The sequence below is a fragment of the Acinetobacter schindleri CIP 107287 genome (genome assembly GCF_000368625.1).
Classification (GTDB): Bacteria; Pseudomonadota; Gammaproteobacteria; order Pseudomonadales; family Moraxellaceae; genus Acinetobacter; species Acinetobacter schindleri.
On sequence record NZ_KB849576.1, the window covers coordinates 309410 to 325574 of the forward strand.

A 16165-nucleotide genomic window follows, 5' to 3' on the forward strand; every position below is an offset into this window, starting at 1 on the left:
AGTTTTATCTAATAGTTGAGGCCTGCTGCAACTGGCAGGACATCTTTGTATTTACTATAACTGAACTGTTATTTTTTTTAACATAAATTGTTAACTGAATAATGGATTTTATTTTGCGAAAAGGCAAGGCGCTCCATGTTTTTCTTCATATTGTTTGACCCAGTTCTCATGTTCGCTCAATTCTTCATCAGATGGCAAAATTACCGGTAGATCAATTTCAATTTTCACACTGCCTGAGCTGGCATTTTGTTCTTCACTATGTGACAGGGCATCCATATCAAAAGAAACCTGACCACCGGTCATCGCCAGGTAAACATCGGACAGAATTTCTGCATCGAGTAATGCGCCGTGGAAAGTACGGTCACGCTGCGGAATCTCATAACGACGTACCAGGGCATCAAGAGAGTTTTTCTGGCCCGGATGGCGTGACTTGGCCATCGCCAGGGTATCCGTGACTTCACAGACTTCTGACAGGGTTTGAAAACCAGCACGCTTGAATTCCATATCCAGGAAGTTCATATCGAAGGTCGCGTTATGCGCGATGATTTCTGCACCTTTCAAGTAATCGAACAGAACTTGAGAAATATCCTCAAATAAAGGCTTGTCTTGCAGGAACTCATCAGTAATGCCGTGGACATTAACTGAATCGCCTACCGGTTTTTTCGGATTGATATAAATATGAATCGAGCTGCCGGTGAGTTTACGATTCACCATTTCAATCGCGCCGACCTCGATAATCCGGTCACCATCCTGATAATAGAAACCGGTGGTCTCTGTATCGAGAATCAGCTGACGAGGACCAGATATATTTAATGTGGCTGGAGTAATCACAATCTGCGGGTGTAGTTGATTCTCCGCTGGAGTTTGTTCAGCAACGACAGGCTGATTGTTTAAGTGAGTTTCCATGGTCACTTCAGTTACATCTTCCATGAGTTCATCCATTTCTTCAGCTTCAGCCAGTTCCAGGCCAAAAGGGTCATCCAGTAACCAGTCTTTTTCAGGCTTTTTTATATCTTGTGTTTTTTTCTCAGCGCTTGCTGCAAAATGAATTGCTGGAACATGACGGGATTTTTCGCCATTTTTTAAGGCGAGATCCGCACCCAGATTAGCCAGCTGATCGGCCATTTCATTACCCTCATGGCCAGCATGTCCTTTGATCCAGTGCCAGTCAATCTGACGGCCCTGGCAAACTGCATCCAGCTGTTTCCATAAGTCAGGATTTTTGACATCTTTCCAGTTTTTACGTTTCCAGCCTTCGATCCATTCAGTGATACCTTTTTTGACATAATTGGAATCGGTCCAGATCACCAGCTGGGCATCTTTGGGACAGACAGAAATCCCTTCTATGGCAGCCATCAGTTCCATACGGTTATTGGTGGTCTGAAGCTCGCCGCCATAAATTTTATGCTCATCTGAACCGTTCTGAATATAGGCACCCCAACCCCCTACAGCGATTTCCTTACCATTGCCGCGGCATGCGCCATCCACATACAGTGTGATTGTTTGAGACATAAACCAAATCCGATCAAAAAAGAACAAGCTGAGTGGGATATTGTATAACGCAAATACGTTTGAATAATCCATATCTCCGCGATTTTTTAATTTCTTGTAACATTTAACGTCAAATCGCGGTAAATTATTAGCTTGTGTCGTCGACATGCTTAATTAAAATGGCATATCTAAAAAATAAATTTTATACAAGTTGTTTGGATTTCTTTATGTATAAACCAACCGCATTCATGTGGCAGCCATCGTTACCTTCATTTTTAAAAGTCTCAGTTCTCGGCACTGCGCTTGCATCCTTAGGTTTAACGGGTTGTTCGACGACACAAAGCGCGGCAGGGTCCAAGCATAAACAAACAAGTTCGAATTATTTAGGCGCCGACAGTCTGGATAGTCTGGAAGATCTTTTATCCGCGACTGATATGCGTGCGGTAGAAGGCGACCGACTGTTGGTACTGAAACACGGTGATGTGTGGAAGCGCATGACTGTCGGTTTCAAGATGAATCTGGATGTCTGGAATCCGCGTATTGATGCCCAGCGTGGCTGGTTCGCATCACGTCAGCCATATTTAGAGCGTTTAAGTGCGCGTGCTTCACGTTATTTATATTACACAGTAAAAGAAGCTGAACGCCGTGGTATGCCGACTGAGCTGGCATTGCTTCCAGTGATTGAAAGTTCATACGACCCGGCAGCAACCAGTAGTGCGGCTGCAGCGGGTCTGTGGCAGTTTATTCCAAGTACCGGCCGTATTTATGGTTTAAAACAGACCTCGATGTATGACGGCCGCCGTGATGTGGTGGAGTCAACTCGCGCTGCCTATGAGTTTTTGGGTGCATTATATAATCAGTTCGGTTCATGGGAACTGGCTTTAGCATCCTATAATGCCGGTCCAGGCCGTATTCAGCAGGCGATTAACCGTAATAAGGCTGCTGGTTTGCCAACTGATTACTGGTCGCTAAAGTTGCCGCAGGAAACCATGAACTATGTGCCGCGTTTCATGGCAGTGGCACAGATTGTAAAAAGTCCAGCCAAATATGGCGTGAGCCTGCCACCTATTGCCAACCGTCCGCACTTTCGTGAAGTCAGTGTTGGGGCAGCCAGCCTGAATGAAATTGCTGCAATTACCGGTTTAAGTCGGGCTGAACTGTATCAGTTGAACCCGGGGCATCGTGGAGACAGGATTGATCCGGACAGTCCGCGCCGTATTCTGATTCCAGCTGACCTGAGTCCATCCATTGATGAAAAACTGAAAAAGCTTCAATCCTCTTCTTCAGGTTTATGGGCAAGCTCTACCAGCACTTTACCGAAGAATAATCAGACGATTACGCCAGTAAAAACCACGCCACCTGAGCTGAATAGCAAAACAATTACGCCAGCTAAACAGACACCGCCTGCAATCACGGCCTCAACCACGACAACTGTTAAACCTGCAACGCCTGTAACCACTACTGCAAGCAAAGCGACGTCCCCAGCAACGACTACAGCGATTGTTACTGCCGCTGCAACACCAGCAGCTACAAGTACAACCAAACCCAACCAGACTGCCCAAAGCAAGACCAGGGTCAGCACACCAAGAGGTTCTTCAGCTTTGGCTGATTTTGCTGCGAAGAGTGAATTACCTATTCCAAGCGCACCGCGTATTCCAGTTGCAGTGACGCCGGTAACACCTGTGCAACCGATTCAGGTTGAACCGCCAATTTCTGCAAAGGAACGTGAACAGATTCAGGCGGCGGTTGTGGCAGAGGAAATTCCAAAGTCTGTAGATGAAATCCTGAAACCGGTGGCGACAGCCGCAGAACAGGCAGAAGTGGTGGAGGAACTGAAAGCACTGGCACCTGCGGGTACCGAAATTGTCGATCCTTATGATGGCAAGATTAAGCTGACTGCGATTCAGACCAGCCTTTCTGTAGCAGAACAGCAGGGTAAAGAACTAACCAAAGGTTTCTCTTATCCAAAAGGCGTAGCGGAAAGTACCAAGGCAGATTCAGTCGAAGCGAAATTGAACCAAGGCAAGAATTACGTTAAAACAGATTCGGAAGTTGTGGTTGTTGCACCAAAAGGCAAGCGCAGTACCTATACGGTTTTACCGGGTGACAACCTGGCTTTGATTGCTGCTAAAAATGGAGTGAACTGGCGGGATGTGGCGAAATGGAACCAGATTGATCCAAATGCCACTTTATATGTCGGTACCACGATCTATCTTTATGATGCCAAACCTGTTCAAGAAGCATCAAAACCTGCTGCAAAACCAGAAAGCTATGTGGTACAAGCCAATGATTCACTCACCGGTGTAGCCAGCCAGTTTGGTTTAACGGTAAAACAGCTGGCTGACTATAATGGTTTGAGCACGACCAGCGGTCTATTTGTTGGTCAAAAATTATCCTTAAAAGAAACTGCTGCTAAAGGGAAAGTTGAGGAAACGAAAAAAGCGGAAAGCAGCAAAGTTCAGACTAAGACTTATACCGTTCAGCGCGGCGAATATCTGAAACTGATTGCAGACCGTTATGCACTTTCGAATGCAGAACTGGCTGCGTTGACGCCAGGTTTGACTTCAGGCAGCAGCCTGATGGCAGGTCAAAAAATCAATGTACCTGTGAATGAAGCTGAATCTGCAAGCTCAGGCAAGAAAATTGAGCAGAAGTTTGAAAATGTTAAAGTGGACCAGACTGCAACTGAAAACTATCAGGTAAAACGTGGTGAGACGCTGTATAGCATTGCCAATCAGTCCAAACTCAGTGTGGCTGAACTGGCAGCCTTAAATGGCTTTGCTGCCAATAGCGGTCTACGTATTGGTCAAACCATTAAGATTCCTGCGGGCAGCACTGTGCCAGAGAATTATACTGTGCAGTCAGGTGATACCCTGACAGGGATTGCGGCCAAATATAACCTGAGCATGGATCATCTGGCGAATCTGAACGGTTTATCCCGTAATGCTGGCCTGCGAGTAGGACAGCGTCTGAAATTGACCGGAGATGCAGAAGCAGTTCGTGAAACTGTGACTGAGCAGGCGGTGAAAGGTGTGAAGTCAGACACCCATATAGTGAAATCAGGTGAAACCCTCAGTTCAATTGCACGCGAGTACAAATTACAACTGAAATATTTGGCTGAGCTGAATGATTTGTCTGTATCGAGTCCATTACGTGTCGGAGAGCGTCTGAAGGTTGACGGTGATCTGCCAGAAAGTAAAAAGGTAGATGAGATCAAAGCAGTAACCACGACTGTTTCATCTAAGGCCACAGAAAGCTATACAGTGAAGTCAGGCGAATCACTTAACGCGATTGCCAGTCGTCTGGGAATTACCACCACAGAACTTGCCAGTTTAAATAATCTGCGTGCTAATGCAGGCTTGCGTGTGGGCCAAAGTCTGCAAGTCCCTAAACGTATTACGGAATATAAAATCAAGCGTGGCGATACATTGATCGGTTTAGCCTCACGTTATGGCATGGACAGTAGTACACTGGCAGAAATGAATGACCTGAAACCGAATACTCAACTGCGTATTGGGGATGTGATCAAGGTTCCAAATCTCTAAAGCCGAAATGATACAGGGAGTATCTGAATGCCGTTTGCTGCTGCAAAGCGCCTGATTTATATCTGTGGAATTTCGGTCATTACTCAGGAGGCTTGGGCTGCACTGCAGACCACTCCTTATATCGCCATTCATAGTCAGCCCAAATATGCCGGGCTGACACATTTACCCTACGCCAATCCTGCAGCGCCCAAAGGTGGCTATCTCAGCCAGTCTGCCAATGGTACCTTTGATAACCTGAATGCCATGAACGGCAAAGGTACAGCAGCAGATGGCGTGGAATACCTGTTTGATACGCTTATGGTTAGTTCCCTGGATGAGCCGGGCGTGATGTATCCCTTGCTGGCTGAAAAAGTCACCTATGATCCAAAAAAAACTGCCTATGTGATTTATCATCTGAATCCCAAAGCACGTTTTAGTGATGGTACGCCAGTCACTGCAGAAGATATAAAATTCAGTTTTGATACGTACACAACCAAGGGCAATCCAGGCTTACAGATGTATTTGTCAGATCTGGATAAAACCGAGGTACTATCTAGGTACCAGGTCAAGATGAGCTTCAAGTCGAATAATAATTCGGAAATGCCGTTAATTCTTGCACAGATGCCTATCTATTCTAAGAAAAACTGGCAAGGCAAAGACTTTAGCCGCATCACCATGCAGCCAATTTTGGGTTCAGGTCCCTATCTGATTGAAAGCATTGATGCAGGGCGCAGCATTAGCTATAAACGCAATCCGAATTACTGGGCAAAAGATCTACCCATTAACCGGGGTAAATATAACTTTGATCGCCTGAAGTTTGTTTATTACCGCAATATGGATGTTGGTTTTGAGGGCTTTAAGTCTGGTCAATATAGCGTGCATCAGGAATACACCGCACGTAAATGGGTAACGGAATACAATTTTTCAGCCATCAAGGACAAGATGGTGGTGAAATACAACTTCAATCATGAAAATCCGATTCCGACACAAAGCTTTGTATTCAATACCCGTCGTGCACCAATGCAAGATATCCGCTTTCGTCAGGCCTTAACTTATGCCTATGATTTTGAGTGGCAAAACAAGGCGCTGTTTTATGGTCAATACCACCGTTTACAAAGTTATTTTGCTAATAGTGAGCTGGAAGCGAAGGGCATGCCTTCAGCTGAAGAACTGGCGATTTTAAAGCCTTATCTGGCTAAGTTAGATCCGATTCAGCGTGCTGGTGTGCTGAAAGACTGGAAATATCCAGTTTCGGATGCTTCAGGCTTTAATCGCAAGAATTTACTGGTCGCGCGGGAATTGTTACTCAAGGCGGGTTACCGTTATCACAATGCGCAACTGACTGATCCAAAAGGTAAGCCGATTCGACTTGAGTTTCTGATTCATCAGGATGGTTTGCAACGTACTTTAATGCCTTTTATACGTAACCTGAAACGGTTGGGGATCACGGTGAATATCCGTCATGTCGATGTACCTCAGTACATTGAACGTATGCGCAGTAAAGATTTTGATATGACGACCAATGTCTTGCCACAATCTCTCAACCCGGGCAATGAGCAGGCACAGTTCTGGAGTAGTGCGTCAGCAGATCAGCCAGGTAATTACAATTATGCGGGTATCAAAAATGCTGTGATTGATGATGCTATTATCAAGGTGATTCAGGCACCGGATCGCCAGCAGCTGGTGATACGTACCAAAGTACTGGATCGTCTGCTACGTGCTGGCTATTATCAGATTCCGACCTATGGGAAAGGCGGCAACTGGTATGCTTACTGGAATATGTATGAGCAGCCAAAGATCAAGCCAAAGCTTGCTGTTGGATTCGACTTCTGGTGGAGTAATCCACAAAAAGCTGCACAAGTGAGCCAATATTTACGTCGTCAAAAATAATAAGGAATATCACTGACAATGGGAACCTACATACTTAAGCGGCTCTTGCTGATTATCCCGACTTTATTTTTGATTCTGCTGATTAATTTCATTGTCATTCAGATTGCGCCGGGTGGACCGGTCGAACAGGCCATTCAACAGGCAGAAACTTTTCAGGGCATGAGCGGAACCACAGGTGCAGAAACTGCACAGTCCAAAAGCAGCTATCAGGGTGCCAAAGGCCTGAGTGACGAGATGGTGGAAAAAATCAAGGCCCAATATGGTTTTGATCAGCCCGCTCATATCCGTTTTTGGGAAATGCTGAAAAGCTATGTGCAACTAGATTTCGGCATCAGTTTCTTTAAAGATAAACCTGTAACTACATTATTATTGGAAAAATTACCAGTTTCTCTGTCATTGGGACTGTGGAGCACTTTGCTGATTTATCTGGTCTCGATTCCACTTGGGATTCGAAAGGCGCGTCAGCATGGCAGCCTGTTTGATAAATCCACTTCGATGCTGCTCGCCGTGGGTTATGCCATTCCGGCTTTTGTCTTTGCCATTTTACTCATCGTATTTTTTGCGGGTGGTTCCTATTTCCAATGGTTCCCATTGCAAGGGTTGGTATCGGAAAACTTTGCTGAATTGTCCTGGTTCGGAAAAATTAAGGATTACTTCTGGCATATGACCTTGCCATTGCTGGCGATGGTAATTGGTGGTTTTGCCGGGCTGACTTACTTAACTAAATATTCTTTTATGGAAGAGCTGAGCAAACAGTATGTACTGGCAGCACGTGCCAAGGGCTTAAATGAATCGCGTGTGCTATATGGACACGTCTTCCGAAATGCCATGCTGATTGTCATCGCGGGTCTGCCGGAAGCACTGGTCGGGATCTTCTTTGTCGGTAACCTGTTTATTGAAATTATCTTTAACTTAGATGGATTAGGTCTGCTTGGTTTTGAAGCGATTGTACAGCGTGATTATCCGGTGATTTTTGGGACCTTGTTTATCTTTACTTTGCTTGGGCTGATTCTGCGTTTGATCAGTGATGTGATGTATCAGGTGATCGACCCGCGAATTAACTTTGACTCGCGAGGTGCCAAATAATGTCACCGATCATGCGAGCTCGCTTGCAGCGTTTTAAGGAAAATAAACTCGGCTTCAGCTGCTTTATTATCTTTATCATTATTTTGATTTTGTCCTTAGGTTCAGAACTGATTGCTAATGATAAACCGTTGCTAGTGAGATATGACAGTTCAATGTATATGCCGGCATTTAAGACTTATCCGGAAACCACATTTGGTGGTATGTTTGAAACTGAAGCAGATTATAAAGATCCCGTCGTCCAGCAGTTAATCAATGCCAAGGGTTGGGCATTGTGGCCACTGATTGAATATTCCTACCAGACGCCAAACCTGGAACTGGCAGTGCCAGTGCCGTCTGAACCCACGTCACAAAACTGGCTAGGGACTGATGACCAAGGTCGTGATGTGTTGGCGCGAATCCTTTACGGTCTACGAATATCATTGCTGTTCGGCTTTGCACTGACCATTGCATCTGCAGTCATCGGCATTATAATCGGTGCGATTCAGGGCTACTATGGCGGCTGGATTGATCTGGCAGGGCAACGCGTTCTGGAAGTCTGGGGCGGCTTGCCGATGCTGTTTATGGTGATGATTCTGGTCAGCATGTTTACCCCAAATGTGTACTGGCTATTCCTGATCATGCTGCTGTTCGGCTGGACTACCCTGGTTGGTCTGGTACGGGCTGAATTTTTACGGGCACGTAATTTTGACTATGTGCGTGCCGCGCGTAGCCTTGGTGTTTCTGATCGCGCGATTATCTTCCGGCATATTTTACCTAATGCCATGAGTTCGAGTCTGTCACAGCTACCATTTATGCTGACGGCTAATATTACCGCTTTAACCGCATTGGATTTTCTCGGTTATGGATTGCCACCTGATGCGGCTTCACTGGGTGAATTGCTGCTACAAGGCAAAAATAATCTGAATGCGCCGTGGCTGGCTTTATCCGGTTTCTTTACGCTGGCCATAGTTCTATCTTTACTGATCTATATTGGGGAGGCGACGCGTGATGCATTCGATCCAAGACGTCAATAACGCAACACCGCTTCTACAGGTCGAAAATCTGCAGATCAGCAGTCTAGATCAGGTACTGGTACAACAGCTGAGTTTTGAACTATCTGCCGGACAGACCTTGGCGATTGTCGGTGAAAGCGGTTCAGGTAAATCGATTAGTAGTCTGGCAATCTTGGGTTTGTTGCCAAGAAATTTAAAGGTACAAGGTCGGGCGGTATTAGATGGTCAGAATTTACTGACGCTTTCTCAGCCTCAATTACGTCAGATTCGCGGCAAGAAAATTGCCATGATCTTTCAGGAGCCGATGACGGCACTAAATCCATTGCATCGGGTAGAAAAGATCATTGGCGAAACCTTGTTGTTGCAGGGCTGGTCTAAAGCCAAGGCACGAGAACGGGTGCTGGAGTTACTGAAGGATGTTGGTATTCCTGAACCTGAGGACAAACTAAGACGTTATCCGCATGAATTATCTGGTGGCCAGCGTCAGCGCGTGATGATTGCCATGGCATTGGCACTAGATCCAGATATCCTGATTGCAGATGAACCAACTACAGCACTCGATGTCACCTTGCAAGCCCAGATTTTACATTTGCTGAAATCATTACAGGAGAGTCGGCAGATGGCGATGATTCTGATCAGTCATGACCTGAATCTGGTGAGACGCTATGCTGATCAGGTCATTGTTATGAACAAGGGTCGCATTGAAGAGCAAGGTGGAGTACAACAGATCTTTAATTCACCCCAATCGGCTTATACCCAAGACTTGCTCAATCATGATTTTGGTCAGGTACTGCCTTTAGCTCAGACTGAAACCTTGCTTGAACTTAAGCAGGTAGAAGTCAAATTTCCCATCAAACAGGGTCTACTGAATCGCATTAAGGACTATGTTACTGCTGTCGAACTGCTGGATTTAAGCATGCTGCAGGGACAATCGATTGGAGTAGTAGGAGAAAGTGGTTCAGGTAAAAGTTCACTTGCTTTAGCCATAGCACGATTGATTGAAAGCCACGGTCAAATCCTTTTGGAAAATCAGGATTTGAATCAATTGTCTGAAAAAGCTTTGCGGCCATTACGTAGTAATTTTCAGATCGTCTTCCAGGATCCATTTAGCAGTCTGAATCCGCGTATGACCATTGAACAGATCATTGGTGAAGGGTTGGGCTTGAAGGCGATGACCGAGGAGCAAATCCGTAGTCGTGTCGAGGAAGCTTTAGTGCAGGTAGAGCTGCCCGCATCTTTTAAAGACCGCTATCCGCATGAGCTTTCTGGGGGGCAGCGTCAGCGTGTATCATTGGCAAGAGCATTGATTTTAGAGCCAAAACTTTTAATTCTGGATGAGCCGACTTCAGCACTGGACCGTACTACACAACGCGCAATTGTGAAACTGTTACGTCGTATTCAGCAAGAAGAAAGGATTAGCTACCTGTTTATCAGTCATGATTTACAGGTAGTACGAGCACTTTGCCAGCAAGTTTTGGTACTGCATCACGCACAAGTTATGGAGGTTCAGGAAACTGAACAATTATTCCTGCACCCAAAAACTGACTATACCCGCCAGTTAATTGCAGCCAGCCAATATTAAAACTACAAATCTTTTTAAACGAAATTGACATGGGTCATTGTCAATTCCTTGCTGACACGGTATAACACCGACAGAATAAAAGCATAATGTTTAGGAAAAAACATGACACAACTGGCAGATTCAATTCAGATTCGTAATACCATCTTTAAAAACCGTATCATCAAGGGAGCTATGAGCGAGGCACTCGCTAATGATGCTGGTCAGCCGAATGACTCACATTTGAAACTCTACGAAGCCTGGGCTAAAGGCGGGCTAGGCTGTGCGATTACTGGTAATGTCATGGTGGATTTTCGTGCCAAGAATGAACCGGGTGTTGTAGTCGCTGAAACAGAACGTGACCTGAACAAACTTAAGGCTTGGGCAGAAGTTGGCAAACGTCATGGTATGGTGCAACTGGTGCAGTTGTCACATCCGGGGCGTCAATGTCCGAAAGGGTTGAATCGGGAAACTGTAGCACCATCGGCAGTGCCATTTAGTCCGGCACTGGCTGTCAGTTTTGGTACCCCACGTGAACTGCGCGAAGATGAAATTCTGGATATTATCCAGCGTTTTGCAACTTCTGCTGCAATTTGTGAAAAAGCAGGATTTGAAGGCGTACAGTTGCATGGTGCGCATGGTTATCTGATCAGTCAGTTCTTATCGCCATTGACCAATAAACGTCAGGATCAGTGGGGTGGCAGTATTGAAAACCGTACCCGTTTCTTATTAGAAATCTATAAGGCAGTTCGTGCTGCAACTTCAGAAAATTTCATTATTTCTGTTAAACTGAATTCGGCTGACTTCCAGCGTGGTGGTATCACTGAAGAAGATGTGATCTATGTCTTTAAAGCTATTGATGCCGTAGGCATTGACCTGATTGAGGTGTCCGGCGGTAGCTATGAAGCACCAGCAATGGCAGGCGTGAAAGCAGACAAGCGCAAGGCCTCGACCATTGCCCGTGAAGCCTATTTCCTGGATTTTGCCGAAAAAATCCGTCAGGAAGTGAGCTGCCATATTATGGTGACTGGCGGTTTTAGAACTGCTGCTGGTATGAATGCCGCACTTGAGAGTGGTGCCTGTGATTTTGTGGGTATTGCCCGTCCGTTTGCAGTAGAAACTGATCTGGGGCAGAAGCTCGTGGCAGGGCAGGATGTACGCTATGCCGTAGAGAAGATTAAAACCGGTATTCCAATGATTGATAAAATGGCAATCATGGAAATCATCTGGTATGCCGCGCAGTTTAAACAGATTGCTCAAGGCAAACAGCCAAATCCAAAACTGTCACCATTAAAAGTTTTCCTGCATTATCTAAAAGGCAATGTCACTGCTGTGATTAAAGGACAGATCAATTCACGTAAATCTGCATAACCTGATCTACATTTAAAAAGGCACCGTAAGGTGCCTTTTTAAATGCAACAGATTTAGCTGAATTGCACCGCTTGGGTCTGGAAAGGAAACAGGATTTTAGAGACCTGTTGTGTCGCCCAAAGTCCAAGCTGCTGATAATGACAATGTGGTGCTACATAAGGCGTGAGAATCTCCAGTTTTTCCTCATTATTGTCACAACGCTTTAGATGCAAGCGAAGTTCTTCCAGCTTATGTTGCTCTTGCCGACTGATTATCGGCGTTTGCGTCCGTAGTTGATGTGAAGAAAGCCGTCGAGCCAGTTCTGGACCTTGAATCCAGTCACGAATTATCTGTTTCTCTGTGGCATTAAATACGCCAAACATCTTGCCATCTGGATCATCAATCAGTTTCCAGAAACGGCTTTGCTCTACAGACAGTCCACGTTGAATCCAGCCTTTATCCATCATGACCTGTAGAAAATCCTGAATCTGTTCAGGTTGTGACAACCACTCATTGATGGTCTTACCACTAAACTGACATTTCTGGTTATGAATGTACTGACCAATTAAAGCTTTCTGCTGAAACAGTTTCAACACCTGGGCATCGAGATCCAACTCACGCACGATCTGAGTAGAACTCTTGCCTACATCATTCAGCAAGTAACCCTGTTTGACCATTTCCAGATAGCGCTCTGGGTGTTCTGCAGAACGGTATAGATCCAGGAAAGCTTGCAGGGATTTTTGCGCATGGCCATTATGCGCATTATCAATCGTGATGTGCACATTAAAGTAATGCGGATTAATACCGAGTTCAGCCAGTTCATAATTGGTAATTAATAAATGTAGCGGTAGTTGTTCATAGCCCAGATTAAAGCCAATCACCAGCGGTAAATATTCAGCTGGCGCATACGCCAAAGCCAACTGGACAGCTGCCTGTTCATAATAGCGGTCATCGAGTTGTTCGCTATAGGCAGTGAGTTCATAGTTATTTAGCAGATCCTGATACATGGTGACATGGTTGGTTTGTGGATGACCCAGCCCCAGCTCTTCCAGATAAATATGAATCAGGTCTTTAAGCGCAGGTTGATCCGCATGTTCCAGAGTAGAGTATAACCATGAGCCATCGACCATTTTTGTAGGTGCCACCCGGTAGAGAAATTCAAATGCATGCGATACCGTAGCAAAGTATTCACGTTGTCCGCCTTGTTTGCGACGGCTGAGATAATCCTGAAATATTCCACAAATTTTATGATGTTCTTCTAAAAAATGCGTAGCAGCATGTTCGGGTTGGTCGAGCCAGCTGATGGAACCCAGATCGATGTGCTGGATTAACTGACTGAGGTATTGTTCTGCCGAATCTGTTTTTGTTTTTTTAGAGATCTGCTCATCCAGAAAAAAATCCACCCAATCTTTGAAGCTTTTAGTTGGTTCTTGAACAAGATTTTCAAATGGGGGTGCAGTTAAACAAAACTCCGTACTCGTGAACATAATCTTATCCTTGCATATTGGCTCCTAACTTACCTTAGCCTTATGTGAAAGATCAGATGTTTGGTTTTTGTTCGATTTTATGGCGGAAAATACAAGGACTTTGCAAAAGTGCGTAAATTTTTAGAGGTTTATTATTTTGAATATATGGTAAAAATAAATTAAATTGAAGGCAATAAAAAAGCCCAGGTCACAATGCCTGAGCTTTTTTATGAGAAGATCATTTTAAGATAATCATCTCGAATATGGCGTCCCTACGGGGATTCGAACCCCGGTTACCGCCGTGAAAGGGCGATGTCCTAGGCCTCTAGACGATAGGGACAGTACAGAAGATAGATTTTAAAACCTTTACTTTCAGTTTGAAGTAATGGCGTCCCTACGGGGATTCGAACCCCGGTTACCGCCGTGAAAGGGCGATGTCCTAGGCCTCTAGACGATAGGGACTTAATAAAACTACTTTCTGAAAATTGGCGTCCCTACGGGGATTCGAACCCCGGTTACCGCCGTGAAAGGGCGATGTCCTAGGCCTCTAGACGATAGGGACGTTTCAGAGGTGGGCGTATAATAGGGTGAAAAAAGGGGGGTGTCAAACGCATTTCTGCACTTTTTCTAGTTTTTTGAACCGAGTGCATAAAATTAAAACAATCTTAAGAAAATACTTGAAAAATACATGGTTTAAGCTGGATTTTTAAGCAATTCTAGAATTGTTTCTACCACCTGCGGATGGAGTAAATAACCAGTAATATCATGCGGGCGGTGAATATGTGTACGAATGCCGTGGTTAATAATTGCAGGTTGAAACTGAAATGGCGGTTGTGTGAGAGGAAAAGCGGTGAGGAAATCATCAGTTGAATAGAAATTTATCCAGTCGCCTGTAATTGCAGCAGGTCGTACAATCGGTTGTGGTAAATGTGACTGGATCACCTGGAATGCTAATGGCGATCCTAAAGTAATAAAACGCTGTACATTGAGTTCTGGATGTTGAATAAGATGATTATAGGCAATCACACTACCCAGAGAATGAGCAATTACAATACAAGGTTTACGACCGTTCAATTGTCGGGCGATCCGCTCATGAACTTCTTTCATGAAACCAGGATTGTCGAGATACAAATAGGTTTCAATAAGAAATTTTTGAAGCAGGCTACGATGCAGACTGGGAAAATAATTGAGCAATAACACAAAGTCCCGCAGCGCAACATTTTTGCTCAATGTAGTAATAAACTTGAATTTCTGTTTGAAATTCATGGAGTCATTCAGGTTGAGCAGGGGAAGATCGGAAATCACGGGTTTGCGCCAGCCAGGACGTGGAACTGGTGCAGGAAGCTGGGGCTGAACAGGCTGACGGAACCGAAAGCTGGGCCATTGCTGTGGCATCAGGGTGCCAGCATTGAGGATGTTGCGGACGTTATAGCGAGAAAGCAAGTCCCCATAAAATGGAATGTGAATGTGACGTCGTAAATAACTGAATCTGGCATCGTGATGATGTTTGCGAATACCTTTTTGAAGTATATGTAGCCAGCGCTGACGGATCGATGCAGCGCTATGATGTTGCTGATTCATTCCATGAATAAAAATAACTTTCATCGATACCTCACGGAGGTCGATCTATATATTCACAGTATAGAGAAAATTGCGGCAAGCCAAGCTGTACTTTTTGTGGTGTTCATGTGTAAATTACTTTGATAAAACAATTATTAACAGACAGTTGTATATTTATAAAAAAGTAGAAAAAGCAGTAAATTGATAGATACGGATCAAGGATTTTACTACATAGAAAAAAGATAGGAATAAAACGGTAAAAGTTGAATCCAGCTGTTTAAGTAAATCCTAAAGTAATTTCAGCAGCGCTTTGATGACGTCGGGATGTTGGATATAACCATCAATATCATGCGGATGATAGATGGAGGTACGAATTTTCTGATTAATAATCGCCGGCTGAAACTGGAAGGGTGGTTCTGATAAGGGAAAGGCAGTCAGAAAGTCATCGCTACAATAAAAAATGATCCAGGCACCACGAATGGCTTCGGGGCGGGTCATCGGTTGCGGTAAATGTTCCTGTATTACACGAAAGGCCATGGGTGATCCCAGCGTAATAAAGCGCTGCACACTTAATTCCGGATGTAAAAGCAGATAATGATAGGCAATCACGCTGCCTAAGGAGTGTGCGATCAAGATACAAGGTTTATTGTCATGTAGTCGCTGACCAATACGCTGATGAACTTGCTGCATGAATCTGGCATTGGCCAGATAGGAATATGTTTCAATCAGAAATTTTTTGATGAGCGTATCATGCAGATGGGTAAAATAATTGAGCAAGACCATAAAATCCCGTAAGGCTGTATTTCGGCTTAAGGTAGTAATAAATTTCAGCTTCTGGTTAAAAGTCAAAGCATCCTCAATATTTAATTCGGGAATCTTGCAAGTTTCAGCTAAATACTGATGAAGATGTGGCGGCGACGGTTGGGATTTAAGTGGCTGGCGCAAGGGAAAATGTGGCCAGTCTTGTGGCATTAAGGTACTGGCGTTCAATACATTATGTAAATGATGCCGTAACAGTAAATCTCCATAAAAAGGGATACGAACATGACGTTTGATATAGGCAAAACAGGCCTGTCGATGCGACTGTTCCAGACCATGTTTAAGCAGACTTAGCCACCGTTGCTTTAATGAAGCAGAACTAAAATTCTGCTTGTTCATTCCATGGATATAAATAATTTTCATCGACACACCGCTGTGGTTGCCTGAAACATATTCAGTATAGATAAAAAAAAGAGCAGCCGGAGCTGC

The 16165-nt window shown here is 44.6% G+C and carries 10 protein-coding genes and 3 tRNA genes; 6 read left to right on the forward strand and 7 right to left on the reverse strand.

Translation table 11 applies throughout. The features are described 5' to 3' along the window. Window positions 1-108: 108 nt before the first annotated feature. Window positions 109-1512, reverse strand: coding sequence for a DNA polymerase III subunit epsilon (gene dnaQ / locus F955_RS09020; RefSeq protein WP_004893655.1), 1404 nt, complete (start codon window positions 1510-1512; stop codon window positions 109-111). Window positions 1513-1718: 206 nt separating this feature from the next. On the opposite strand from dnaQ, the gene F955_RS09025 reads away from it, so the two are divergent. From F955_RS09025 to F955_RS09050, 6 genes are all read left to right on the forward strand, one after another. Then, the gene (locus F955_RS09025) at window positions 1719-5036 is read left to right on the forward strand and encodes a LysM peptidoglycan-binding domain-containing protein (RefSeq protein ID WP_004893656.1); all 3318 of its coding nucleotides are present in this window, start codon (window positions 1719-1721) and stop codon (window positions 5034-5036) included. Between the two features lie 27 nt (window positions 5037-5063). Further along, window positions 5064-6905, forward strand: coding sequence for an extracellular solute-binding protein (locus F955_RS09030; protein WP_004893659.1), 1842 nt, complete (start codon window positions 5064-5066; stop codon window positions 6903-6905). Window positions 6906-6923: 18 nt separating this feature from the next. Then, window positions 6924-7991, forward strand: coding sequence for a microcin C ABC transporter permease YejB (locus F955_RS09035; protein ID WP_004893663.1), 1068 nt, complete (start codon window positions 6924-6926; stop codon window positions 7989-7991). Next, window positions 7991-9004 carry an ABC transporter permease gene (locus F955_RS09040; protein ID WP_004893664.1) on the forward strand — a complete coding sequence of 338 codons (1014 nt, stop codon included), beginning with the start codon at window positions 7991-7993 and terminating at the stop codon, window positions 9002-9004. Before F955_RS09035 ends, F955_RS09040 begins: the two co-directional genes overlap by 1 nt. Continuing rightward, complete coding sequence (locus F955_RS09045; RefSeq protein ID WP_004893667.1) at window positions 8979-10565, forward strand: ABC transporter ATP-binding protein; 1587 nt, start codon at window positions 8979-8981, stop codon at window positions 10563-10565. The genes F955_RS09040 and F955_RS09045 overlap by 26 nt, the downstream gene beginning before the upstream one ends. Window positions 10566-10667: 102 nt before the next feature. Continuing rightward, window positions 10668-11912, forward strand: a complete 1245-nt coding sequence (locus tag F955_RS09050; RefSeq protein ID WP_004893670.1) for an NADH:flavin oxidoreductase/NADH oxidase family protein — start codon at window positions 10668-10670, stop codon at window positions 11910-11912. Between the two features lie 53 nt (window positions 11913-11965). Here the strand turns inward: F955_RS09050 and F955_RS09055 are convergent, their stop codons facing one another. The 6 genes from F955_RS09055 to F955_RS09080 form a co-directional block, all read right to left on the reverse strand. Continuing rightward, window positions 11966-13378 carry an iron-containing redox enzyme family protein gene (locus F955_RS09055; protein ID WP_004893673.1) on the reverse strand — a complete coding sequence of 471 codons (1413 nt, stop codon included), beginning with the start codon at window positions 13376-13378 and terminating at the stop codon, window positions 11966-11968. 243 nt (window positions 13379-13621) lie between these two features. Next, window positions 13622-13697, reverse strand: a tRNA-Glu gene (locus F955_RS09060). A gap of 46 nt (window positions 13698-13743) precedes the next feature. Continuing rightward, window positions 13744-13819, reverse strand: a tRNA-Glu gene (locus tag F955_RS09065). A gap of 24 nt (window positions 13820-13843) precedes the next feature. Further along, window positions 13844-13919, reverse strand: a tRNA-Glu gene (locus tag F955_RS09070). Between the two features lie 131 nt (window positions 13920-14050). Next, window positions 14051-14962, reverse strand: a complete 912-nt coding sequence (locus F955_RS09075; RefSeq protein ID WP_004893674.1) for an alpha/beta fold hydrolase domain-containing protein — start codon at window positions 14960-14962, stop codon at window positions 14051-14053. Between the two features lie 243 nt (window positions 14963-15205). Further along, window positions 15206-16099 (reverse strand): alpha/beta fold hydrolase, encoded by an 894-nt coding sequence (locus F955_RS09080; protein WP_004893677.1) that lies wholly within the window; start codon window positions 16097-16099, stop codon window positions 15206-15208. Between the last annotated feature and the right edge of the window lie 66 nt (window positions 16100-16165).